This window comes from Streptomyces sp. 549 (assembly GCF_030124175.1).
Classification (GTDB): Bacteria; Actinomycetota; Actinomycetes; order Streptomycetales; family Streptomycetaceae; genus Streptomyces.
The window spans coordinates 151,471-174,198 of record NZ_JASKMT010000004.1 but is presented as its reverse complement, the minus strand read 5'-3'; the positions used below and the strand labels follow the sequence as shown (position 1 = coordinate 174,198).

19 protein-coding genes are annotated in these 22,728 nt (G+C 71.3%); 9 read left to right on the top strand and 10 right to left on the bottom strand.

Going from position 1 to position 22,728, the window contains the following annotated elements; translation table 11 throughout:
* The first annotated feature begins 57 nt into the window (after window positions 1-57).
* The gene (locus QNO07_RS06820) at window positions 58-1,587 is read left to right on the top strand and encodes a ricin-type beta-trefoil lectin domain protein (protein ID WP_502961792.1); all 1,530 of its coding nucleotides are present in this window, start codon (window positions 58-60) and stop codon (window positions 1,585-1,587) included.
* Between the two features lie 156 nt (window positions 1,588-1,743).
* Here the strand turns inward: QNO07_RS06820 and QNO07_RS06815 are convergent, their stop codons facing one another.
* The 7 genes from QNO07_RS06815 to QNO07_RS06785 form a co-directional block, all read right to left on the bottom strand.
* Window positions 1,744-2,658: a Yip1 family protein gene (locus tag QNO07_RS06815; protein WP_283990706.1), complete on the bottom strand. Its 915-nt coding sequence runs from the start codon at window positions 2,656-2,658 to the stop codon at window positions 1,744-1,746.
* Window positions 2,659-2,891: 233 nt separating this feature from the next.
* On the bottom strand, window positions 2,892-3,314 hold the full coding sequence (locus QNO07_RS06810; RefSeq protein WP_283990705.1) for an ATP-binding protein: 423 nt from the start codon (window positions 3,312-3,314) through the stop codon (window positions 2,892-2,894).
* Window positions 3,308-4,204 carry an MEDS domain-containing protein gene (locus QNO07_RS06805; RefSeq protein ID WP_283990703.1) on the bottom strand — a complete coding sequence of 299 codons (897 nt, stop codon included), beginning with the start codon at window positions 4,202-4,204 and terminating at the stop codon, window positions 3,308-3,310. The genes QNO07_RS06810 and QNO07_RS06805 overlap by 7 nt, the downstream gene beginning before the upstream one ends.
* Before the next feature lie 307 nt (window positions 4,205-4,511).
* Window positions 4,512-6,857 carry a (Fe-S)-binding protein gene (locus QNO07_RS06800; protein ID WP_283990702.1) on the bottom strand — a complete coding sequence of 782 codons (2,346 nt, stop codon included), beginning with the start codon at window positions 6,855-6,857 and terminating at the stop codon, window positions 4,512-4,514.
* A 182-nt stretch (window positions 6,858-7,039) separates the two neighbouring features.
* Window positions 7,040-8,155 carry a M23 family metallopeptidase gene (locus tag QNO07_RS06795; protein ID WP_283990701.1) on the bottom strand — a complete coding sequence of 372 codons (1,116 nt, stop codon included), beginning with the start codon at window positions 8,153-8,155 and terminating at the stop codon, window positions 7,040-7,042.
* Between the two features lie 278 nt (window positions 8,156-8,433).
* On the bottom strand, window positions 8,434-9,684 hold the full coding sequence (locus QNO07_RS06790; protein ID WP_283990700.1) for a sensor histidine kinase: 1,251 nt from the start codon (window positions 9,682-9,684) through the stop codon (window positions 8,434-8,436).
* Window positions 9,685-9,956: 272 nt separating this feature from the next.
* Entirely contained in the window at window positions 9,957-10,619 is a 663-nt protein-coding gene (locus QNO07_RS06785) for a response regulator (protein ID WP_283990699.1), read from the bottom strand.
* A gap of 144 nt (window positions 10,620-10,763) precedes the next feature.
* Between QNO07_RS06785 and QNO07_RS06780 the strand changes: the two genes are divergently transcribed.
* From QNO07_RS06780 to QNO07_RS06745, 8 genes are all read left to right on the top strand, one after another.
* Entirely contained in the window at window positions 10,764-11,657 is an 894-nt protein-coding gene (locus tag QNO07_RS06780) for a DUF4344 domain-containing metallopeptidase (protein WP_283990698.1), read from the top strand.
* A 269-nt stretch (window positions 11,658-11,926) separates the two neighbouring features.
* Complete coding sequence (dnaK, locus tag QNO07_RS06775; RefSeq protein ID WP_283990696.1) at window positions 11,927-13,789, top strand: molecular chaperone DnaK; 1,863 nt, start codon at window positions 11,927-11,929, stop codon at window positions 13,787-13,789.
* Window positions 13,786-14,517 carry a nucleotide exchange factor GrpE gene (gene grpE, locus QNO07_RS06770; RefSeq protein ID WP_283990695.1) on the top strand — a complete coding sequence of 244 codons (732 nt, stop codon included), beginning with the start codon at window positions 13,786-13,788 and terminating at the stop codon, window positions 14,515-14,517. The genes dnaK and grpE overlap by 4 nt, the downstream gene beginning before the upstream one ends.
* A gap of 33 nt (window positions 14,518-14,550) precedes the next feature.
* On the top strand, window positions 14,551-15,735 hold the full coding sequence (gene dnaJ / locus QNO07_RS06765) for a molecular chaperone DnaJ (protein WP_283990694.1): 1,185 nt from the start codon (window positions 14,551-14,553) through the stop codon (window positions 15,733-15,735).
* Between the two features lies 1 nt (window position 15,736).
* On the top strand, window positions 15,737-16,189 hold the full coding sequence (locus QNO07_RS06760; protein WP_283990692.1) for a heat shock protein transcriptional repressor HspR: 453 nt from the start codon (window positions 15,737-15,739) through the stop codon (window positions 16,187-16,189).
* Window positions 16,190-17,177: 988 nt separating this feature from the next.
* Complete coding sequence (locus QNO07_RS06755; protein ID WP_283990691.1) at window positions 17,178-18,341, top strand: hypothetical protein; 1,164 nt, start codon at window positions 17,178-17,180, stop codon at window positions 18,339-18,341.
* 191 nt (window positions 18,342-18,532) lie between these two features.
* A complete protein-coding gene (locus QNO07_RS06750) occupies window positions 18,533-19,066 on the top strand; it encodes a hypothetical protein (RefSeq protein WP_283990690.1) in 534 nt (177 codons plus the stop codon).
* 201 nt (window positions 19,067-19,267) lie between these two features.
* Window positions 19,268-20,137, top strand: coding sequence for a trypsin-like serine peptidase (locus QNO07_RS06745; RefSeq protein WP_283990688.1), 870 nt, complete (start codon window positions 19,268-19,270; stop codon window positions 20,135-20,137).
* Window positions 20,138-20,167: 30 nt separating this feature from the next.
* On the opposite strand, the gene QNO07_RS06740 is transcribed toward QNO07_RS06745, so the two are convergent.
* The 3 genes from QNO07_RS06740 to QNO07_RS06730 all read right to left on the bottom strand — a co-directional run bounded on the left by QNO07_RS06740 (window position 20,168) and on the right by QNO07_RS06730 (window position 22,392).
* Entirely contained in the window at window positions 20,168-20,572 is a 405-nt protein-coding gene (locus tag QNO07_RS06740) for a pyridoxamine 5'-phosphate oxidase family protein (RefSeq protein WP_283990686.1), read from the bottom strand.
* Window positions 20,573-20,677: 105 nt separating this feature from the next.
* On the bottom strand, window positions 20,678-21,442 hold the full coding sequence (locus tag QNO07_RS06735) for an ABC transporter permease (protein WP_283990685.1): 765 nt from the start codon (window positions 21,440-21,442) through the stop codon (window positions 20,678-20,680).
* Window positions 21,439-22,392: an ABC transporter ATP-binding protein gene (locus QNO07_RS06730; protein WP_283990683.1), complete on the bottom strand. Its 954-nt coding sequence runs from the start codon at window positions 22,390-22,392 to the stop codon at window positions 21,439-21,441. Before QNO07_RS06730 ends, QNO07_RS06735 begins: the two co-directional genes overlap by 4 nt.
* Between the last annotated feature and the right edge of the window lie 336 nt (window positions 22,393-22,728).

Below are 22,728 nucleotides of genomic sequence, written 5' to 3'. Positions count from 1 at the left end.
TTACCAGCAAGTAAAAACCGTGGGTAACCGAAGTTGCTCGCGTGAGTGGAGATCCCCATGGCACGTGGAAGAACCCGATCAGGTTTCGGCGGGTGGACAAGGGCTGCCGGTGTCGCGGTGACGGCGCTGGCGCTCCTGGCGGTCGGCGCGCCGGCGATGGCCCAGGAGACCGCTCCGGCCGCCGCCGGCACGCCGCTGCCGGCGGAACTGGAACGCATCCGGGCCGCGGAGGCCACCGCGCTCTACGGCGATCCGGCCGAACGTCCGATGGCACAGCGCAAGACGTCGTTGATCTCGCTGGGCGACAGCGAGATCAGCGGTGAAGGCGTCGGCACCTACGAGCGTGGCACCGACGGTCCGACGAACTGGTGCCACCGCTCTCCCGAGGCGGCTATCCACCGCACCGGCATCGCCGCCGACGTCACCTACAACGTGGCCTGTTCGGGGGCTTCCTCGGTCAACATCCGCATCGGCGGGCAGCGGCAGTACGCCGACGAACTCGTGCAGAGCGACAGTCTGGCCATCAAGGCGCGCAACACGCGGCTGAAGACGATCGTGCTCGTGGCCGGCGCCAACGACGACCTCCAGTTCGGGCCGGTGATCACGGACTGCGTGACCCGCTGGTTCCTGCTGCAGGGGCCGTGCGCGCCCGGTTACGGGCCCGGCTGGCAGGGCCGGGTCGACGGGCTCGTCCCGAAGGTGACGGCGGTCGTCGGCGACCTGCGCACGGTCATGCGCGACGCGGGGTACGCGGACGGCGACTACCGGCTGGTGGTGATGAGCTACCCCGGTCCGATCGGCCCGGACATCAACGACAACCCCCGGTTCCCCGGCAAGATCCCCGGCGGCTGCACCGGCTACACCTCCGACTCGGCCTGGGGCCGCGACTCGGCGGTGCCGATGTTCCAGGAGGGCATCCGGCAGGCGGCCCGCGCCACCGGCGCCGTATACCTGGACGCCTCGCGGCTGTTCCACGGTCACGAGGTGTGCATGGAGACCCCGTGGGCGCGCGGCCTGTGGATCGAACTGAGCAATCCGTTCCCACCGGACTCCAACTCGTTGCGGCAGTCCTTCCACCCCAACGCCCACGGGCACGGGGCGTTCGCGTCCTGCCTGACGCAGCTGGAGACGTCGGGTCTGAGGGAGGCGTCCTGCGCCGATCCGGCGGGCGCCGGCGCGCCGAAGCTCTACCCGGGCGCGTGGGACGACGCGTTCGCGCCGTTGCGCAACGCCGGCACGGGCACCTGCCTGGACGTGGACCGGGCCACCAGCCGCAACGGCACGGCGGTCCGCGGCTACGACTGCCACGGTGGCCGCAACCAGGGCTGGTGGCACGACGCGCAGAGCAGTCAGCTGTACACCGAGTTGACCCACGACCGCTGCCTGGACGTGCCGAGCGGCCGGTACACGGCCGGTGCGGCGCTGGTGGTGTGGAACTGCTCGGCGACGGCGAACCAGCGTTTCGTCCGGTCCGGCTCGGCGATCAAGCCGTCGGCGGCGCAGGACCTGTGCCTGACGCTGGCGGGGGCGCGTGAGCCGGTGCGCCTGCAGCGCTGCGACGGCTCGCCGGGGCAGCAGTTCGCCTGACGGGCGGCACCCGACGGCGTCGGGGCCCGGCCGCGAAGGCGGTCGGGCCCCGGCGTGCGCCGCCCGGGAGCACGGGCTCGCGCTGGCCGCGCTGGCCGTAAGGGCTGTACGGGAGCGCCGGGCCGGGCGCTGAGAGGCGCCGGACCGGACCCGGCTCTACAGGGTGCCGAGCTTGATGAGGACGAGCAGGGCCAGGAGCTGGATGGACGCGGCGCCGAGCGCCTTCTGCCAGGGCAGGTCGTGCGATCGGCTGACCATCGACGCGAACAGCGCGCCCGCCGCCACCCAGGTGATCCATCCGACGATCTGCACGAAGGGCGCGGTGCCGCCCAGGAACAGGGCGAACAGCAGCCGCGGCGCGTCGGTGATCGACATGATCAGCATCGACAGGCCCACGGTCGGCGCCCATGCCCCGTCGCCGCCGAACTGGCGGGCCAGGGTGTGCGTCACCGTGCCCAGCACCAGCCCGGACAGCACGACCGCCACGCCCGTGATGAGCACGTACGGCACGGCGTTGGAGAACGTCGTGCCGAGCACGTCCTCGCGGGCGGAGTCCAGACCGAAGACGGCCAGCAGGCCGTACAGGAAGGTGACGAGGATCGCCGGGCCCCACACGGCGTAGTCCCGCATCTGCCAGAAGGTCGCGTTGGGCCGCAGCACGATGCCGCTCAGCAGCTGCTTCCAGTGCAGCCTGGGTCCGGCGGGCGGCGCGGTGGTGTGCCCGGCCGCGTACGTGGCGCCGCTGGTGTACTCGTCGCGGTAGCCGCCGTGGGCGTCGCCGGGCCCCGGGCCGTGATCGTCGCCGATACGGAACTGCTGCGTGTGACCCGGGTTGTTGGCGTACGGGTCGTGGGCGGGCTGGCCGGCGAAGTACTCCGGCTCGCCGTTCCCGCCCTGCTGCCACGGGTCGGGTCCGCCCGGGTGCGGGGTGTGCCGCGGGGGCGGCGTCTGCTGTCCGTACGGCACGTAGGGGCCGGGCGCCTGCGGTGCGGCGCCCGGCGGGGGGTTCGTCCCGTGCCGTTGCGGTGCGTTGCGCGGGTGCCGGCCGCGTCCCATCCTGAATCCAGCCACGTAATCGAACGTACCGCGTTCTGCGACCGCCGGATGCCGTGGACGGGGTATCCGGGGGTTCATTGTGGCCTGTTCGGTACATCCCGTAGGGGGTGGCCCTACGGGACGTACCAGGTCAGCGGCTCGTGTGGACGGTGATCCGGGGTGCGGTGATCCGGGGCGCGGCAGCAGGCACGGGTGGGAGCAGGCACGGGTGGGAGCGGGGGTGCGGACGGTGGACGCCGTCGGGGCCGTCAGCCCAGGTGCACGGCCAGGGTCACCACCGAGCCGGGGTGCCCGGCGGTGATGCTGAGCCGGTCGGTGGTGAGCCGGGCGAGCCACAGGCCGCGGCCGCGCGGGCCGCCGTCGAGGCCCGGCAGCAGTTCGGGGATGACGTCGACGGAGAAGCCAGGGCCGGCGTCGGTCACCCGGGCCTCCAGCTCGTCGTCGAGGCGCCGCAGCAGCAGCCGCCCCTCACCACCGGCGTGCTCGACGGCGTTGGTGGCGATCTCGTCGACGGCGAGCACGAACTCGCCGCGGCGCGGCTCGGCCAGCCCGCACCAGGCGGCGCACTCCTCGACGCCGAACCGCAGCTGCGGCAGGGTGCGGGCGGTGAAGCGCCGCTTGAGCAGGTGCTGCTCCGGCCTGCTGGGGCGGGAACTCTGTTCGGCTAGCATCCGCAACCCACCTCCACCTCCACCAGCTTCAGTGACATCAGGGTCTCCGCGCCGAGTCTGCGCAGGGTGGCCGCCTGGAAGGGGGCGCAGCGCACCTCGATGCGGTGGTGCGGCGCGGTCGAGGCGATCAGCAGCAGGTCGGCGGCGCAGCCGATGCTGAGGAAGTGCAGCGGCGTGAGGTCGGCGGTCAGGCGGCCGGTCCCGGCGCTCTGGGCCAGACCGTCGCGCAGGGCCGCGGTGAACGCCGTGCGGGTGTTGAGGTCGGCCTCGCCCGCGAGGCGGACCGCGCCGGGTGAGGACACCGTGCGGAGGATGCCCAGGCCGGCGAGCACCCTGCGGGGGTGGGCGCTGCACATCTCCGCGAGTACCTCCTTGCTGAACCATCGTCCGTCGTAGGCGCACAGCTCGGTGTAGGGACGGCCGGTGAACAGGTGGTGGCTGTGGCTCTCGCGGTGGACGACCGCGTCGGTGCCGGTGCCGAGGTCCCTCACCCAGTCCATGTCGATGAAGGCGCGGGCGCCGGTGCAGCCGTCCCGGACCGCTCGGCCGGTCTCCTCCGTGAGCCGCTCCCACTGCCGTTGCTCGGTGAACTCGGTACGGGGGGCGATGAGTTCTCGCATGGTGCTCAGTACCAGACGTCCCTCGGAGCGGGCTGAGGCGAATGCCGGGGTGTGGCCGCGGAGTGCGGTGAGTGCGGCCTTCCTGCCGGCCAGCGGGCTGGCCAGCACGATGACGCGTTCACCCAGGTCGAGGCCGGTGCGTACGAAGGCGGCGGCTGTCTCCCAGCGGGCCGTGTCGGTGTCGTAGCGGACGAAGGCGTGGTCCCCGGCGCGAAGTTGCTGCACGGGCACGGGGTCGTGGTGCGGACAGGCCGCCTGTTCCACAGGCATGGGCAGAGGTTACGGTCGGCGGCCCTGCATGCCGGGCCTGCGGGCCCGGGCGTCTGGTTCGGTGCCGTAACCGACCGGAAGTGATCAGGTGGCGAGCGGCCTTGGCCGTCTCCGCTGCGGTTCCTGCCCGGCCTCCGGTGGAGGAGTCAGCGGGGAGGCAGCCGGGTTGCAACCGGAAGGCGTCCGGGGCTCCAGCCTGGAGGCGACGGCTCTCGGAAGGGGCCCGCAGAGGGGCCCGGACGCCGGAACGGCCGGCTCCCTGTGCGGGAGCCGGCCGTTCCGGAGAGCCCCTCGGCGGGGCTCGGTGTCACTTCGCGGGTTCGGGCTCCGGGGCGTCGGCCGGTTCGGGGCTGCCGCCGCCCTCACCGCCGCCGTCCCCGTTGTCCCCGTCATCACCGTCGTTGCCGGCGGCGGGGGTGCGGACGGACTCCAGCAGGAGCTGGGCGACGTCGACGACCTGGACGGACTCCTTCGCGGCGCCGTCGTTCTTCTTGCCGTTGACCGAGTCGGTGAGCATGACCAGGCAGAACGGGCAGGCGGTGGAGACGATGTCCGGGTTGAGGGCGAGGGCCTCGTCGACACGCTCGTTGTTGACGCGCTTGCCGATCCGCTCCTCCATCCACATCCGGGCGCCGCCGGCGCCGCAGCAGAAGCCGCGCTCCTTGTGGCGGTGCATCTCCTCGTTGCGCAGGCCCGGCACCCGGCCGATGATCTCGCGCGGGGGCGTGTACACCTGGTTGTGCCGACCCAGGTAGCAGGGGTCGTGGTAGGTGATCAGACCCTCGACCGGGGTGACCGGGACCAGCTTGCCCTCGTCGATCAGGTGCTGGAGCAGCTGCGTGTGGTGGATGACCTCGTAGTGCCCGCCGAGCTGCGGGTACTCGTTGGCGATCGTGTTGAAGCAGTGCGGGCAGGTCGCGACGATCTTCTTCTTCGCCACCGGCACGGTGACGCCCTCGTCCTCATCCTCGCCGAACGCGGCGTTCAGCACGGCGACGTTCTCCTCGCCGAGCTGCTGGAAGAGGAACTCGTTGCCGAGACGCCGGGCCGAGTCACCGGTGCACTTCTCGTCGCCGCCCATGATGGCGAAGTTGACGCCCGCCATGTGCAGCAGCTCCGCGAAGGCCTTGGTGGTCTTCTTGGCGCGGTCCTCCAGGGCTCCGGCGCAGCCGACCCAGTAGAGGTACTCGACCTCGGTGAGGTCCTCGACGGTCTTGCCGACGACCGGGACCTGGAAGCCCGTCTCCTGCTCCAGCTCCTTGGTCCACTCCAGCCGCTGCTTCTTGGCCAGACCCCAGGGGTTGCCCTTCTTCTCCAGGTTCTTGAGCATCGTCCCGGCCTCGGACGGGAACGCGCTCTCGATCATCACCTGGTAGCGGCGCATGTCGAGGATGTGGTCGACGTGCTCGATGTCGACCGGGCACTGCTCGACGCACGCACCGCAGGTGGTGCACGACCACAGCACGTCCGGGTCGATGACGCCGTTCTCCTCGGCGGTGCCGATGAGCGGGCGCTCGGCCTCGGCCAGGGCGCTGGCCGGCACGTCCTTGAGCTGCTCGGCGGTCGCCTTCTCCTCGCCCTCCATCGTCTTGCCGCCGCCCGCCAGCAGGTAGGGCGCCTTGGCGTGCGCGTGGTCGCGCAGCGACATGATGAGCAGCTTCGGGGAGAGCGGCTTGCCGGTGTTCCACGCGGGGCACTGCGACTGGCAGCGACCGCACTCGGTGCAGGTGGAGAAGTCGAGAATGCCCTTCCAGGAGAAGTGCTCGACCTGGGAGACGCCGAACTTGGTCTCCTCGGCGTTCTCGTCGCCGTCGTCGTCGAAGGCCGTCTCGAAGTCGATGACCTTGCCGCCGGACGTCATCGGCTGGAGCGCGCCCAGCGCGGTGCCGCCGCGGGCGTCGCGCTTGAACCAGATGTTGGGGAACGCCAGGAAGCGGTGCCAGGCCACACCCATGTTGGTGTTGAGGCTGACGGTGATCATCCAGATCATCGAGGTGCCGATCTTCACCATCGCCCAGAAGTAGACGAGGTTCTGCAGCGTGCCGAGGCTCAAGCCGCTGAAGAGGGCCACCAGGGGGTACGAGGCGAAGTACGCGGGCCCGTAGGAGTCCACGCCGTGCAGCGCGCCCTCCAGGCCGCGCAGGACGATGATCGCCAGGCCGATGGTGAGGATGATGTACTCGACGAAGTACGCCTGCCAGGCCTTCGAGCCGGCGAAGCGGGACTTGCGTCCCGCGCGGGACGGCAGGTTCAGCAGCCGGATCACCATCAGCGTGAGGATGCCGACGACCGTCATCAGGCCGATGAACTCGATGTACATCTCGTACGGCAGGAAGCCGCCGATGAGGGGCAGCATCCAGTCGGCCTGGAAGAGCTGGCCGTACGCGTTGATCAGCGTCGGCGGCAGCGTCAGGAAGCCGATGGCCACGAACCAGTGGGCGACGCCCACCACGGCCCACCGGTTCATCCGGGTGTGGCCGAGGAACTCCTTGGTCAGGGTCGCGGTGCGCTGCTGCCAGTTGTCCGTGCGTGAACCGGCCGGCACGGGTTGGCCGAGCTTCACGAAACGGTAGATCTGCGCGACGGCGCGAGCGATGAGCGCAACACCGACCACAGTGAGGGCCAGCGTGACGATGATCGCGGCGAGTTGCATGACGGCTCCTCGAACCTGCCGGGGCGGTGCCTGCGTCTGCAAGCGTACTAAGCAGTAACTTATCCAGTCCGTACGAGACTACCCAGTATCCGCGCGAGCCTGTACCGCGGCATGCGGTGATCTGCGTCGCTGAGGGTGGGCTTACCTGGCGGCCTCCCGGGAGCCGGGCCCGCGGGCCCGGCTCACAGCTTCACCCCCCGGGCGCGCAGCCACGGCACCGGGTCCACGCCCGAGCCGACCTGCGGTGTCATCCGGACCTCGAAGTGCAGGTGGGGGCCGCTGGAGTTGCCCGTGTTGCCGGACAGCCCGATCTGCTCGCCCGTGTGCACCCGCTGCCCAGGGCGGGCCTGGAGCAGCGAGAGATGAGCGTACTGGGTGTAGAAGCCACCCGGATGCCGCAGCACCAGCTGGTGGCCGAACGCGTCCCCGCAGCCGAGGCCGGCGACCACTCCGGCTCCGACCGCGCGCACCGGGGTGCCGGTGGTGACGGCGAAGTCCTGCCCGGTGTGCCCGTGCGACCAGCGGGAGCCCCGCGCCGCGAAACCGGCGGAGAGCCGGTACCGCTCGACGGGTGCCACCCAGGCGTTGCCCGTGGACGCCGCCGAGCCGCCTCCGCCGCTGCTCGTCGCACACCCGCCCGCGCCCCGCTGCACCACCACACGCGCGCTCGCGTGGCCGTCCGCGCCGCCGTCCGCATGTCCGTTCGCGTGGCCGCCCGCGCGGCCGGACGCCATGCGCGCGGCCTGCTGCCGGGCGCGGGTGAGCTGCACCGTCAGGTGCCGCGCCCAGGCGAGCTGCCGGGCCTGGTCCCGGCGCAGCCGCGCCAGGGCGCGGTCGGCGACGGACTGCTCGCGGGCCAGTTCCGCCTCCGCCCGGCGCACGTTCTCCGTGAGCTGGTCCGCCGCCCGGGTCCCGCGCTCCATGGCCGCGCTGCGGGCGAGGAACTGCTCGGGGGAGTCGGACAGCATCAGCCGGGCCCCGGGTAGCAGAGCCCCTGCGCCGGCCCGGTAGTGCTCGGCGGCGGCAGCGCCCACCGCCTGCCGCAGCCCCCGGTACTCGGCCTGCTTGGCGCGCAGCGACCGGTCCAGCCGGCCGACGGTACGCCGCTGCCGGTCCGCCGCCAGCCGGGCCCGCTCGTGGGCGCGGGAAGCCCGGAGGGCCTGACGGTGCAGGGAGCGCACGGACGTGTCGACGGCGAACGGCGCGCCGACGTGCCGCAGCCCGGGCGTGACGCCGCCGCTCTCGGCGCGCGCGGGCGACGCGCCCAGCAGCAGCACGGCCAGTGCGGCGCTCGTCATGCCGCCCGCGACCGTCCGCCGGGCAGCTCGCCGGGCGGCGTACCGGGCAGCGCTACGGGCCGTGCCCCGGCGGGGGAGGTGCGGCCTGCCGCGACCGAGGCGGGCCAGGGCGTCGTGCACCGCTGCCCGTGCGCGGTCTGCGGACGTCAACTGACGAGTCGACACCTTCACCATCTCCCGTTCGGCCGGAGGTCCTGCGGCTACTGCCTCGACTCTCCCGGGGTGGTGATCGTTAACAGCTGGGCCCGGCTATTTCCGTCCTTTACAGGAAACGGCGGTTAATGGGACAAGCGGGTGGTCCGGTCGGTGGAACGGAAGGGCAGCTCCGCCCGGACGGTGAAGCCGCCGTCCGGCGTCGGCCCGGCGGAGAAGGTGCCGCCGAGCTGCTGGGCGCGCTCGCGCAGACCGACCAGTCCGTGTCCGCCGCCGGGCAGCGCGGGCAGCTCCGCGTCCCGAGCGCGCGGCCCGTTGTGCACCTCCACGCTCAACCGTCGCCCGACCTCCGCCAGGCGCACCCGCACATGGCCGCCGGGGGCGTGCTTGCGGGCGTTCGTCAGGCCTTCCTGCACTGTCCGGAACGCGGCGCGCTCCACGGCCTCCGGATACCGCCTCGCGGTCCCGGCACCGGCACCGGCACCGGCGCGCTCGGGCGGCCGGTCCCGGGAGCCGGACGTGTCGGAGCCGGGAGCTTCGGAGCCGGAAGGGTCGGCGGGGGCGGGGTCGGAGGGGGCGGGGTCGGAGGGGGCGGGCGCATTCGGGGTGCCGGGGCCGTCCGGGGGGTCGGGCAGCGGGGAGAAGTCGACCTCCAGGCCGCTGTCGGCGATGAGCCGGGGCAGGTCGGAGAGCCGGGGCTGCGGGCTGAGCTGCGCGGTGCTGCCCCCGGCCGCGCGGAGCACGCCGACGAGGTGCCGCAGCTCGTCCAGCGTGGCGACGGCGAGCGAGCGCATGGTGTCGGCACTGTCGCGGGTGGCGGGGTCGGTGGTGCTGATGCGCAGCGCGCCCGCCTGCAGGCTGATGAGGCTGACCTGGTGCGCCACCACGTCGTGCATCTCGCGGGCGAGGCGCACCCGTTCGGTGCTGAGCACCCGTTCGGCCAGCAGCGCGTTCTCCCGGCCGCGGGCCGCCATGAGCAGGCCCAGCGCGATGGGCGCGGCGATGACGAGCGCGGTGTCGGTGAAGTCGAGCACCGCTTCCTGCACGGACTCCCACGGGTTCTCGTCCACCGGGTTGGGCACCAGGTAGGCCGCGGCGAACAGCGTGGCGCAGACGGCCAGCCGGGTGCGGCCGGGGCGGTGGCGGGCGACGGTGTAGAGCGCGATGAGCGGCGCGAACCAGATGAAGCCGACGTACAGGCCGACGAGTGCGACCAGCAGGACCGGTACCGGCCACCGCCGGCGCAGCGGCAGCACGGCTGCGGCGGCCAGCGCCGCCGCCAGGTCGGGTGACGGCGACACCCCGTTCACCAGCAGGGCGTCGGCGGTCGCCAGGGCGACGGGCCCGTAGGTGGTGGCGAGGTGCCCGGTGAGCACATCGCGCGCGGACCGCCCGGCGGGCGCCGGGCGCCGCGGCAGCGCGAACCGGCCCGTCCCGGACCCGGCCGCGCGTCCCGGACCGGACCTGGACCCCGGCCCCGGTTCCGCCCCTGGCCCAGCCCCCGCCTCCGGCCCCGCGTCAGCCCCCGTCCCTGCCCCCGAACCCGTCCCCGGCTCGGCCCCCGTCCCCGCCTCCGGCCCGGCTGCGGGCCGCGGCGGGCGGGCCCGGCGGCTGCGGGGCGCCCGGCGGCCGTGGGCCGGTTCACGGGTCACCGGGGGCCGCCGGTCAGGCCGGCCCGGTCGGCCAGTACCGCCGCCTGCACCCGGTTGATACCGCCGAGCTTGCTGAGCAGCGCGCTCACGTGGTCCTTGACCGTGCCGTGCGCGAGCCCCATGCGGCAGGCGATGGCGGCGTTCGACAAGCCCTCGGCGAGCAGCGCCAGCACCTCGCGTTCGCGCGGGGTGAGCGCCTGCACGGCGCGCAGCGCCTCGGGCGTGCCGCCGGAGCGGTCGAGGTAGCCGCCGATGACGGCTCCGGTGACGCCGGGGTCGAGGGTGCTGCCGCCCGCGGCCAGCGAGCGCACGGACTGGATCAGGCGCTCGGGTTCGGCGTCCTTCAGCAGGTAGCCGGCGGCGCCCAGTTGCAGGGCGGCGGTCAGGTACTCGTCGGCGTCGAAGGTGGTCAGCATGGACACCGCCGGGCCCGGCCGGTCGCCGTGGGCCGCCCGCAGGCCGCGCAGCACGGCCAGGCCGTCGGTCTCGGGCATGCGGATGTCGAGCAGCACGACGTCGGGGCGGGTGGTGGTGATGGTGGCGACGGCCTGCGGGCCGGCGCAGTCGGCGACCACCTCGATGTCGGGGGCGGTACCGAGGATCATCCGCACCCCGGACCGGACCAGCTGCTCGTCGTCGACGACGACCACTCGAATCACGGCTTCTGCTCTCTCGGCTTCGCTTGCGTCGGTACCGGCCCCCGGGGGTGTCCGGACGTCTGTGGTTGCCCCCGCCGACCGGCGGGGGCAACCACAGACGTCCGGGTGATCCCTTCCGTCGCCGCATCCGCGACAGTAGGGGACATGCTTGGACGTTACGCCACCAGTGACTCTCCGGCCCGGTGGCGAACCGTCCTGGGAACGGTGCTGACGCTGGCGTTCGCGCTGGTCTGCCTCGGCCTGGTGCCGCTGGTGCTGGTCAGCTCCGCGCAGCGTGGCGGCGGCGACACCCGGACGGGTTCGCCCGGCTTCGTCGCGGAGTACGGGCGGGCGGCGCCGGGCGGCGAGGGGGACCGCGCGTTCCTGGCCGACCGGCGCACGCTGGAGAAGGTGGCGGACCGTCTGAACCGCGGCCTGTCCGTTCCGGGCACGGTGCGCATGACCGGCCGGTCGTGCGGCAGCACCGAGGTGGCCTACGACCCGGAGCACTCGCGCATAGACCTCTGCTACGAGTTCGTGGCCGAGGTCCGCGAGCAGTTCGAGAACTCAGGAGCCGGCCGAGCCGTGGCCGCCAAGACGGCCGGCGTGCTGGTGGAGACGCTGTACCACGAGGCCGGCCACGCACTGATCGACAAGCTGCAACTCCCCTACACCGGGCGGGAGGAGGACGTGGCTGACCAGTTCGCCGCCTACAGCCTGATACCGCAGGGCGAAGCGGGCCGGCGGGCGATACTGGCGGCGGCCGAGAGCTACGAGCTGTACGCGGCCGACTCCGACCCTGCGGAATTCGACTTCGCGGACGAGCACGCGCACGACGCCGCCCGGGCGGTGAACTACCGCGCCTACCTGCACGGCGCGCTCCGTGGCGCTGAGGGCGCTGAGGGCGCCGAGGGCGCCGAGCCGCGGGAGGCGGGGGCCCGACGTGACGCCGTCCTGCTGCCGAGCGCGCGGGCGGACCACGCCCACTTCGAGTACCAGGACCTGCGGCGGGGCTGGGACGCCCTGCTGGCCCCGCACCGCAAGCCCGCCGGGCGCTGACTCCGCCCCGCCGGCCGCCGACCCTCCCCTGCCCCGCCGGGCGTTGACCCTGCCCTGCCCTGCCCTGCCCTGCCCTGCCCTGCCCTGCCGGGCAGCGCCCTGCCCTGCCCCGCCAGGCGCTGACCAGGCCCGTTGCGGCGAGGGCATCCTTATGCGCTCCTTACCGGCAGAAGACTTGAGTCGCTTGGACTCATCCCTGTTGACGAACTCCGTCCCGTGTTGCATGCTTGAGCCAGTTCCACTCAATGCTTTAGCTGGAGGATTACGAAATGGCTCGTGCGGTCGGCATCGACCTGGGTACGACGAACTCCGTCGTCAGTGTTCTCGAAGGCGGTGAGCCCACCGTCATCTCCAACGCCGAGGGCGCCAGGACCACGCCGTCCGTCGTCGCCTTCGCGAAGAACGGTGAGGTCCTGGTGGGCGAGGTGGCCAAGCGCCAGGCCGTCACCAACGTCGACAGGACGGTCCGGTCGGTCAAGCGCCACATGGGCACCGACTGGAAGATCAACCTGGACGGCAAGGACTTCAACCCGCAGCAGATGAGCGCCTTCATCCTGCAGAAGCTCAAGCGGGACGCCGAGGCCTACCTGGGCGAGAAGGTCACCGACGCGGTCATCACCGTGCCGGCCTACTTCAACGACCACGAGCGCCAGGCCACCAAGGAGGCCGGTGAGATCGCGGGCCTCAACGTCCTGCGCATCGTCAACGAGCCCACCGCGGCGGCGCTCGCCTACGGCCTGGAGAAGGACGACCAGACCATCCTGGTCTTCGACCTCGGTGGTGGCACCTTCGACGTCTCGCTGCTGGAGATCGGCGACGGCGTCGTCGAGGTGAAGGCCACCAACGGCGACAACCACCTCGGTGGTGACGACTGGGACCAGCGGGTCGTCGACTACCTGGTGAAGCAGTTCCAGTCGGGCCACGGCGTGGACCTGGGCAAGGACAAGATGGCGCTCCAGCGCCTGCGTGAGGCCGCCGAGAAGGCCAAGATCGAGCTGTCCTCGTCCACCGAGACCTCGATCAACCTGCCCTACATCACCGCCTCCGCCGAGGGTCCCCTGCACCTCGACGAGAAGCTGACCCGGGCGCAGTTCCAGCAGCTCACCTCCGACCTGCTGGAGCGCTGCAAGACCCCGTTCCACAACGTCATCAAGGACGCCGGCATCGCGCTGTCCGAGATCGACCACGTGGTCCTGGTCGGCGGCTCGACCCGGATGCCCGCCGTCGCCGAGCTCGTCAAGGAGCTGACCGGCGGCAAGGACGCCAACAAGGGCGTCAACCCGGACGAGGTCGTCGCCATCGGCGCCGTGCTCCAGGCCGGTGTGCTCAAGGGCGAGGTCAAGGACGTCCTGCTGCTCGACGTCACCCCGCTGTCCCTCGGTATCGAGACCAAGGGCGGCATCATGACCAAGCTCATCGAGCGCAACACCACGATCCCGACGAAGCGTTCGGAGATCTTCACCACGGCCGAGGACAACCAGCCGTCGGTGCAGATCCAGGTCTACCAGGGCGAGCGCGAGATCGCGGCCTACAACAAGAAGCTCGGCATGTTCGAGCTGACCGGCCTGCCTCCGGCCCCGCGCGGCGTGCCGCAGATCGAGGTCACCTTCGACATCGACGCCAACGGCATCATGCACGTCGGCGCGAAGGACCTCGGCACCGGCAAGGAGCAGCGCATGACCGTCACCGGCGGCTCCGCGCTGCCGAAGGACGACATCGAGCGCATGATGCGCGACGCCGAGCAGTACGCCGACGAGGACTCCAAGCGCCGCGAGGCCGCGGAGACCCGCAACCAGGCCGAGCAGCTCGTCTACACGACCGAGAAGTTCCTCAAGGACAACGAGGAGAAGGTCCCCGCCGACATCAAGACCGAGGTCGAGGAAGCGGTGACCGACCTCAAGGAGAAGCTGAAGGGCGAGGACACCGCGGCCATCCGCGAGGCGTCCGAGAAGGTCGGCGCGACCAGCCAGAAGCTGGGCCAGGCGCTCTACGCCGACGCCCAGGCGCAGCAGGCGGCCGGCGGTGCCGGTGACGCGGGCGGCGCGGGCGGCGCGCAGGGCGACGACGACGTGGTGGACGCGGAGATCGTCGACGACGAGAAGAACGACAAGCGACAGGGTGGTGCCGCGTGACGGAGGAGACCCCGGGCTTCGACAAGCAGGAGCCCGAAGTCCCCGCCGAAGCAGCCCAGTCGGACGAGACTGCGGCAGAGGGCGGGTCCGCCGAGCAGGCGGGCCCGCCGGCCCCGGCAGGGGAGGCAGCCGAAAGCGGCGGAACCGAGCACACCGACGGCTCCGCCGGCCGTGACAGCCAGGAGGCGGACGACTTCTCCGGTTCGCCGGACGTCGCCCTCGTCGCCCAGCTGGACCAGACCAGGACGGCGCTCACCGAGCGGACGCAGGACGTCCAGCGCCTTCAGGCGGAGTTCGCCAACTACCGCCGCCGGGTGGACCGGGACCGGATCGCGGTCAAGGAGGTCGCGGTCGCGAACCTGCTCACCGAGTTGCTGCCGGTGCTCGACGACATCGGCCGGGCCCGGGACCACGGCGAGCTGGTCGGCGGCTTCAAGTCGGTCGCCGAGTCGCTGGAGACGGTCGTCGCCAAGATGGGCCTCCAGCAGTTCGGCAAGGAGGGCGAGCCCTTCGACCCGATGGTGCACGAGGCGCTGATGCACTCGTACTCGCCCGACGTCTCCGAGACGACGTGTGTGCAGATCCTCCAGCCCGGCTACCGCATCGGCGAGCGCACGATCCGCCCCGCGCGGGTCGGCGTGGCCGAGCCCCAGCCGGGTGCGCAGGGTCCCAAGGGCGACGACGCGGCTGCCGCGGGCGAGGAGAGCGGTGGCCCGGACGAGGGCTGACGTGAGGTGTGAACGGAAGGAGGGACGCCGGGGATGAGCCTCAGCAGGGAAGTGCTGGAGAAGGATCTTTACAAGGTCCTCGGCGTCCCGAGGGACGCCACCGAGGCAGAGATCAAGAAGGCGTACCGGAAACTCGCCCGCGAGTACCACCCGGACGCCAACAAGGGCGACGCCAAGGCGGAGGAGCGCTTCAAGGAGGTCGGCGAGGCCAACGAGATCCTCTCCGACACCAAGCAGCGCAAGGAGTACGACGAGGCGCGCGCGCTGCTCGGCTCGGGCGGGTTCCGCCCGGGGCCGGGCGCCGGCGGCAACTTCAACTTCGACCTGGGTGACCTCTTCGGCGGCCAGCCGGGGCAGCCCGGCCAGCCGGGCGGTGCCGGCGGTTTCGGCGGCGGGCTCGGCGACGTGTTCGGCGGCCTGTTCAACCGAGGCGGCCCCGGTACCCGCACCCAGCCAAGGCGCGGGCAGGACATCGAGTCCGAGGTGACGCTCAGCTTCACCGAGGCGGTGGACGGCGCGACGGTCCCGCTGCGCATGTCCAGCAGCGCGGCCTGCAAGGCCTGTTCGGGCACCGGCGACAAGAACGGCACGCCCCGGGTGTGCCCGACGTGTGTCGGCACCGGCCAGGTCAGCCGGGGCGGTGGCGGCGGCTTCTCGCTCACCGACCCCTGCCTGGACTGCAAGGGCCGAGGCCTGATCGCGGAGAACCCCTGCGAGGTGTGCCGCGGCAGCGGACGGGCCACCAGCTCGCGCACCATGCAGGTGCGCATCCCGGCGGGAGTGTCCGACGGGCAGCGGATCAGACTGCGCGGCAAGGGCGCGCCGGGTGAACGCGGCGGTCCGCACGGCGACCTGTACGTCATCGTGCACGTGGACGCGCACCCGGTGTTCGGTCGCCGCGGCGACAATCTCACCGTCACCGTGCCGGTCACCTTCCCCGAAGCGGCGCTGGGTGGTGAAATCACCGTGCCGACCCTCGGAGGTCCGCCGGTGACGCTCAGGCTGCCGCCGGGCACGCCGGGCGGCCGGACGCTGAGGGCCCGCGGCAAGGGCGCCGCCCGCAAGGACGGCACCCGCGGCGACCTGCTGGTCACCGTCGAGCTCGCGGTACCGAAGGAACTGGGCAAGAAGGCGAAGGAGACCCTGGAGTCCTACCGCGACGCTACCGCGGACGAGGACCCCCGGGCGGCGCTGTTCAAGGCCGCGAAGGGAGAATGACGTGGACGGCCGAGGTGTCCGCAGGAACAACCCCTACGAGCTGACCGACGAGTCGCCCGTGTACGTCATCTCGGTCGCCGCGCAACTGTCAGGACTGCATCCGCAGACGCTGCGGCAGTACGACCGGCTCGGTCTGGTCTCCCCGGACCGCACCGCCGGACGCGGCCGGCGCTACTCGGCGCGGGACATCGAGCTGCTGCGCGAGGTGCAGCGGCTCAGCCAGGACGAGGGCATCAACCTGGCCGGCATCAAGCGCATCATCGAGCTGGAGAACCAGGTCGCCGCGCTCCAGGCCCGCGCCGCCGAGCTGGCGCAGGCGCTGGAGGGCGCCGCGGTGGCCATGCAGCAGCGTGAGGCGCAGGTGCACGCCTCCTACCGGCGCGACCTGGTCCGGTACGAGGACGTGCAGCAGTCCAGCGCCCTGGTCGTCTGGCGCCCCCGCCGCCGCGACTAGCCGGCTCCGTTCGGACAGCCGCAGCTGGAAGCGTTGATCGGCCGGGCTGGCGTTGACCGCCCGGCTACCGCGCTTGCGCTGCTACTCGCGCATCGCGTGGTGAGTACGCCTTGTCGGCCTTCGTGTTCCTCGTGGCGAGGGACGCCTCGCCTCCCATGACGTGAGCGGAGGTGGGGCGCGCCACCGGTCTGTCCGTCGGTGCGCTGTCAGGTGGTCGGCCCAGGGCGGAGTCGGCGTGCCTCCTGTACGAGTGTGTAGGAGGCGATGGAAAAGATCACGGCTCCGGCCACGAGCCAGAGGGCCGAGCCCCCAGAGCGGCACTCACCAACCGCCAGGACGAGCAGCGCCACGCTGGCGAGGAAGCCGAAGGTCGAGATCAGAGTGCTGATGCGGTGAGCCACACGGACATCATCAGCGACAAGCTCAGCCGGCGGAAGGGATCCAATCGAGCCGCCCCGGCCGCGTGTGGCTGTTTTTTGTCCATCCTTCGTCCCCGGTAATCGGGCAACGAGCGCCTACGGATCCAGCCATGCGCCGGTGGGTTCCGTTCCGGGGATTTTCCGGTCAGAATCCGCGTGGGACCGGTTTGGTGATGGGACGGAATTGAGTACGAGCAGATGAGCAAGATCCGCTCGCCAGTGCGGCTCAGATTGGTCACGTTGGCAAATCTTGCTGCCGAGATGGCTCCCGGCGCAGCCGAGAGTCCGGTTAGAGGTTCACATGCGACCTGGCGAGTTCTCGACGGCGGAGCATTCTCTTCCGATTGCTGTTGCAATCGATAAACCTCAGGAAATGCTCAAGCTTTCGGTACTCCGTTGACCGTGGACCGGCAGGCACTCTACGTTCAGGGACGGACGGGGGCGGCCCGCAGGGTCGAATTTGGGGGCCGCCTTCCTCGTCCTCGCCAGGCATCGGACAAGGAGGCCATGTGAGAGGCAAGAAGAGAGTAGTGCGCTTACGAAGCGCCACGGGAGTGGTCGTGTGTGCCATGGCGGCACCGCTTGTACTCGGCGGTGCTCCTGCGGTGGCCACAGCCGCCGACACCGGCGGCAGCGGCGCACCCGTGGCCCTCGTCGGCGCGCTCGCCGATGACGGCGTCTCGCTGGAGAACGCCCGATTCACAGTGGTGGCCCAACCCGCCCCGGAGATCGACGAAGCGGTCGTGGTGGGTGAGACGGTGCCGACTCAGACCCTGCCCGCCGAACTGGTGGAGGCGAAGGGCAGCGAGTTCGTCCTCAGGCTTCGGCCGGACGACCTGGCAGAGGGCTTCCTCTCCGGCGACGGTCTGGCGACCGTGGAGCTGGAGATCTACGTCCCCGAGAAGAACGCCATCGCCACCACGATGGCCAGCTTCCAACTCGTCGGTGAGGGTTCCGGTACGACGGCCGAGTGGGCCGAGCCGGACGGCGTGTCGGCGGCCCGGACCGTCGCAGTCCCTGAGCCGATCCGAGTGGAGATGGAGTTGCACCCGCTGCCGAAGGGCGCGGCGGAGCGCCCGGCCGGAGGCGTCTCGGCCCGGACCGAAGGTGGGGTCGGAGCCCAGTCGGCCATCACGAGGCTGATCAAGACGTCTCACCGTATGGCCACCATCGGGACGTCCTATCCCATCGGCGGCCAGAAGGCGACCATGTTCCACGGCTCCGGCAGGACGATCACCTACGGCGCCGCCGTCAGCTACGGGTCGAAGTGGAACGCCTCCGGCGACAAGAGCATCAGCAACGGCTACGAGTTCACCTGGGCGCCGCAGAAGACCATGCGCGCGCACCGCACTCAGGTGAGGTATGGGCTGTACTCGCACCAGAACAAGGACGGCATCGAGCTGTACCGCAGATGGCGCCCCATCGTGGAGACCGGCGTCACCAAGGAGAAGAAGCTGAGCAAGCGGCCCACGTGGAACAAGGGCAAGGGGGTTGGGAAGCGCTGCGACACCCTCCCCCGAGGCACATGGTCCAGGACCAACTCCAAGGGCAAGAGCTACTCCCTCTCCACCGGCGTGCAGATGAAGAAGATCATCGACATCGACCTCAGCACCAAACGCAACTACGCGTCGAACTCGAAGCTCACCTACGAGCTCGCCAAGTCCACGCGCAGGCTCTGCGGCAACAACGAGATGCCGGGACTGGCAAGCAAGACCGCGCAGTACCGCAGCTGAGGAAGGGCACTGTGCCAAGGACAACGGACACCCGCCGGACCATGCCCGCAGCATGCTTCCGGCGGGTCTCCCGCTCGGCGGGACTCATACTGGCTGGCACGGCGCTACTACTGACCTCCTGCGCCCAGCTCGACGAGAGCCGGAAGACGCACACCGAGGGAGAAGGCCCGCTCTCCGCACGTTCGTACGGGGTGACCCTGTCGGCCCACGCGCCCAAGACCTCTCCTTGGGATGTGGCCTTCGGTGGGCATCAGCTGTGCACCACCGACGGCTCCACCATCGAGATTGAGGAGTTCCGCCTGGAAACAGAAGTACAAGCTCTCAGGACGGAACTGGTGGTGCGAACCCTGCAGTCGGGCGACGTCCCCTCCGGATGGGAGGAAAGGGACGATGCGGAAAACTTCACTACGAAATCTGGCGGCCTCGGAAGGCTTCCAGATCTCGAAGACGGCCGGCTTGTCGGGAGGTTCACTCAGGCGAAGCCCGGTTTGATGGTCACCCAGGGCTGCGACGAGGCGAAAGAGATCAAGAACGGGTACACCGAGCTGTTCGTCCAGTTCCAAGTGGGCGAACGCGGCGCCTACATGAGCACGATGTGGATCGACTACCGCGTGAACGGCAGGCCCTACACCCTCGACCTTGAGTGGGGTGCCATCGCCTGTGGTGACGACATCCCGCTCATCGACGGCCACGACTACTGCGCCGGCACTGCGGACGACGAGTGAACCCGCGGATCACGGCCGAGTAGTCCGCGGCAGGGCCCCTCAGCCCGGACGTGCCGCGTCTTCCCGGGTGCGGTCTGCCGATGCCCGGCACATGGGGATGCGCCGAACGGGGCCGCCGGCTCGCTGCCCTGCAGCCCCGGCGGTAACCCGGTCGGCCCGCATCCGCTGGCCGGGCAGGGCGGTGCGCCACACCGTGGGGTGATGGAGCAGACACGCACGCTGATAGCCGCCCTCGCGTCGGGCGTCACCGCGCTGGTGCTGGTGGGGGCCGCGACGACGGCGCCCGCGTCGGCACCCGTGGCAGGAACCGGCGGCGGCATACCCGACGCCCAGGGTGAGCCCTGGGCGGGCCGGACGGTGCGGACCGTCGGCAAGCTGGTCACCGATCTCGGTGGCGGGCGGATGGGCATCTGCTCCGGCGCGATAGTCGACTCGCCGAGCGGCAGCGTCGTCGCCACCGCCGCGCACTGCGTGCGCTCCCCGCAGTACCCGGGGACGCCGGTACGCGGCTGGTTCTCGCCCGCCCACGACGGCAGCGGCACCGCGGCGGTCGTGCGGACCGGATGGCGCGTCACCTCGTACCACACCCCGCCGGGCTGGGACGTGGCCCGCGGGCTGGAGCAGATACTCCCGCACGACTACGCGTTCGTGACGGTCGAGCGGAAGAACGGCCGCACCCTCGCGGAGTCCTACGGCGCGAACCGGGTGGACTTCGCGGCGCCCGCCGCGGCGCTGCGGGTGGCGCCGTTCGGCTACCCGTCATCCCCGCCGTTCGACGGGGAGTCGCTGAGCTACTGCGCGGGCACCGCGGAACTGCTGACCCGGGACAGTGCGCACGAGGCCAACGTCGGCGGGCTGCTGCTGGAGCCGTGCCGGCTGACGCGGGGCGCCAGCGGCGGACCGTGGCTGCGGGACTTCGACCCGGTGGCCGGGTCCGGCACGGTGGCGGGGGTGACGTCGGTCGGCAGCGGCGACGGGCGGGTGCTCGGCCGCCCGTTCCCGCCGCGGCAGGGCCGCGCGCTGCTCACCCGCGCCGACACGGCCCGCACACCGGCGGGTGCGGACGTGTGAGGGGCCTGTGACGGCTTGTGACGGCGGCAGTCAGCCGCGGCCCAGGGCGCGGTCCACGGCGATGCGGATGAGGACCCGTTCGGGGTTGGGCGCCGGGGTGCGCTGGTAGCGCTCGGCGTACCGGGCCACGGCGTCGGCGACCGCCTCTGGTTCGGTGACGACGGTGGCGACGCCCTCCAGGGTGGCCCACCGGCCCCGCGACACCTGGCAGACGGCGACCCTGGCCCCGGTCGGACCGGCCGCGCGGACGTTGCGGACCTTGGCGCTCGTGCCGCGGGTGATGACTCGGGCGGTCAGCGTCTCCGGCTCGAAGGTGACGCCGACGGGCACCACGTGCGGAGTCCCGTCCGGCCGGGGCGTGGTGAGCGTGCAGAGGTGGTACTCCTGCCAGAACGCCAGGTAGCCCGGGTCGAGGTGGTGCAGATCGTTCGCCATGCCCGAAGCGTATGCGCCGTACCCGGACCGCAGGTGCCGTGCCCGTGACGGGGCGGGGGCCGGGCCCGGGGCCGGCGTGGGCACGCCCCCGGCCCGGGGGAGGGTTCAGACGCGGGGCTCCCAGCGGAAGCGCCGCATCGCGATCCACATGAAGAGGGCCGTCCAGCCCGCCGCCAGCCCGACGCGCACCAGCGTGTCGACCGCGCCGAGCTGGCCGGTCCAGCCGGACCTGACCAGGTCGACCACCGGGGAGAGCGGCGCGAACAGCAGGGCGTCGCCGAGCGCGTCGGGCAGCACCTCGCGGGGGATGTAGATGCCCGACACCATCGGCAGGATGAAGATCGCCGGCAGCGTCGCGACCATCACCGACTCGACGGTCCTGCACAGGGCCGCGGTGGCCGCCCCCATGGCCGTCATCAGCGCGATGCCGGTGACCAGGCCGGCCAGCGCGGCCAGCGGCTGGCGGGGCGCCGCGCCGAACATGAAGGACAGCGCCGCGGCGACCACCACGATCTGCACCACGCACACCGCCATGTACATCGAGGCGCCGCCGGCGAGGATCACCGGGTCGGACACCTCGCCGGTGCGGAGCCGCTTGAGGACCAGTTCCTCCCGGCGGGCCACGTACAGGCCGGTGACGGAGGAGTAGAGGGAGAAGATCAGCAGGATGCCGGCCGCAGTGGAGATCATCAGCGGGCCGGGGCTGAGTCCGTGCTGGTCCAGCTCCATCTGCTCCTGCACGAACTGCATGCCCATCAGCAGCATCAGCGGGACCAGCACCACGAAGACGTAGTTGGCCTTGATGCGGTTGAACAGCTTCCACTCGATGCGGAACAGCGTCCTCATGTGCTGCACGGCCGGGCTGCTCACTGTGCCGCCTCCTGCTCCTGCTCGGTGTCGTCGTCCGAGGCGATGGTGATGAACGCCTCCTCCAGGGAGGCGGGCCGTGCGGTGAAGCGGTCCAGTTCCACCGCGTGCTCCTCCGCCCAGGCGAGCAGCCGGGCGGCGTCCTTCTGCAGCTGGGCGGTGGTGACGGTCACCCGCCCCTTGCGGCCCTCGGCCGTGCCGCTGACCGGCAGTTGCTCCACCGGCCACTGCGCGGGCAGGCCGAAGGACAGGGTCGAGGGGTGGTCGGCGACGATCTCCGAGACGGTGCCGGAGGCCGCGATCCGGCCCCGGTGCATGATGGCGAGCTGGTCCGCGAGGGACTCCGCCTCCTCCAGGTAGTGCGTGGTGAGCAGGATCGTCGACCCCTGCTGCTGCAGCTTCCTGATGAGGCGCCAGGTGGCGTGGCGCCCTTCGGCGTCCATGCCGGCGGTCGGCTCGTCGAGGAAGAGCACGTCGGGCGACGACAGGGTGGCGACGGCCAGGTCCAGACGCCGCTTCTCCCCGCCGGAGAGGTTCTGCACCATCACGTCGGTGCGGTGGGAAAGGCCGGCGAGTTCCAGCGCCTCGGCCACCGGCCGCGGCCGGGAGGTGAGGTCGGCCCACATCTGGACGGACTCCTCGACGGTCAGGTGGGAGATGAAGCCTCCCTCCTGGAGCATCGCGCCCGTGCGCGGGCGGATACGGGCCCGGTCGGCCACCGGGTCCAGCGTGCCGAAGAGGCGGATGCGTCCGCGCTGCGGTGCGGCGAGCCCTTCGAGCAGTTCGACGGTGGAGGTCTTGCCGGCGCCGTTGGTGCCGAGGAGGGCGAACAGGCTCCCGGGCCGGACGGTGAAGCTGACGCCGCGCACGGCGTCGAAGGTGTGCTTTCCGCGACCGTAACTGCGCCAGACGTCCTCGGCGTGGATGTGGCTGGCTTCTTGTGATTCCGACATAGGTCCTTCCTCGGAGCGGGACGGCTTCTGCGATCCTGCCACGATTCACAGGTCAATGGGGAAGTGGACGCGGGAATTCCGGGTGCTGAGCTGTGTGTATACGCCTCGGTCGCGTTTATCTGAGGTTTGCTTGAGGATTCCCGTTTCGGGCATCACGCGAAATTCCACCGCGGCGAATCCGGACATCCGTGCATCATCGGTACCGTATGTAGAGGGCAGGTTTTCTCGGTCAAAGGACGGCCTTGACCCTCCCAAGTGGCCCGGGTAGCTTACGTGTTGCGCGGCCTGACCGGCGCGCTAACGGGGAAACGGGGTGAACGGGGAATTAACTGAGGT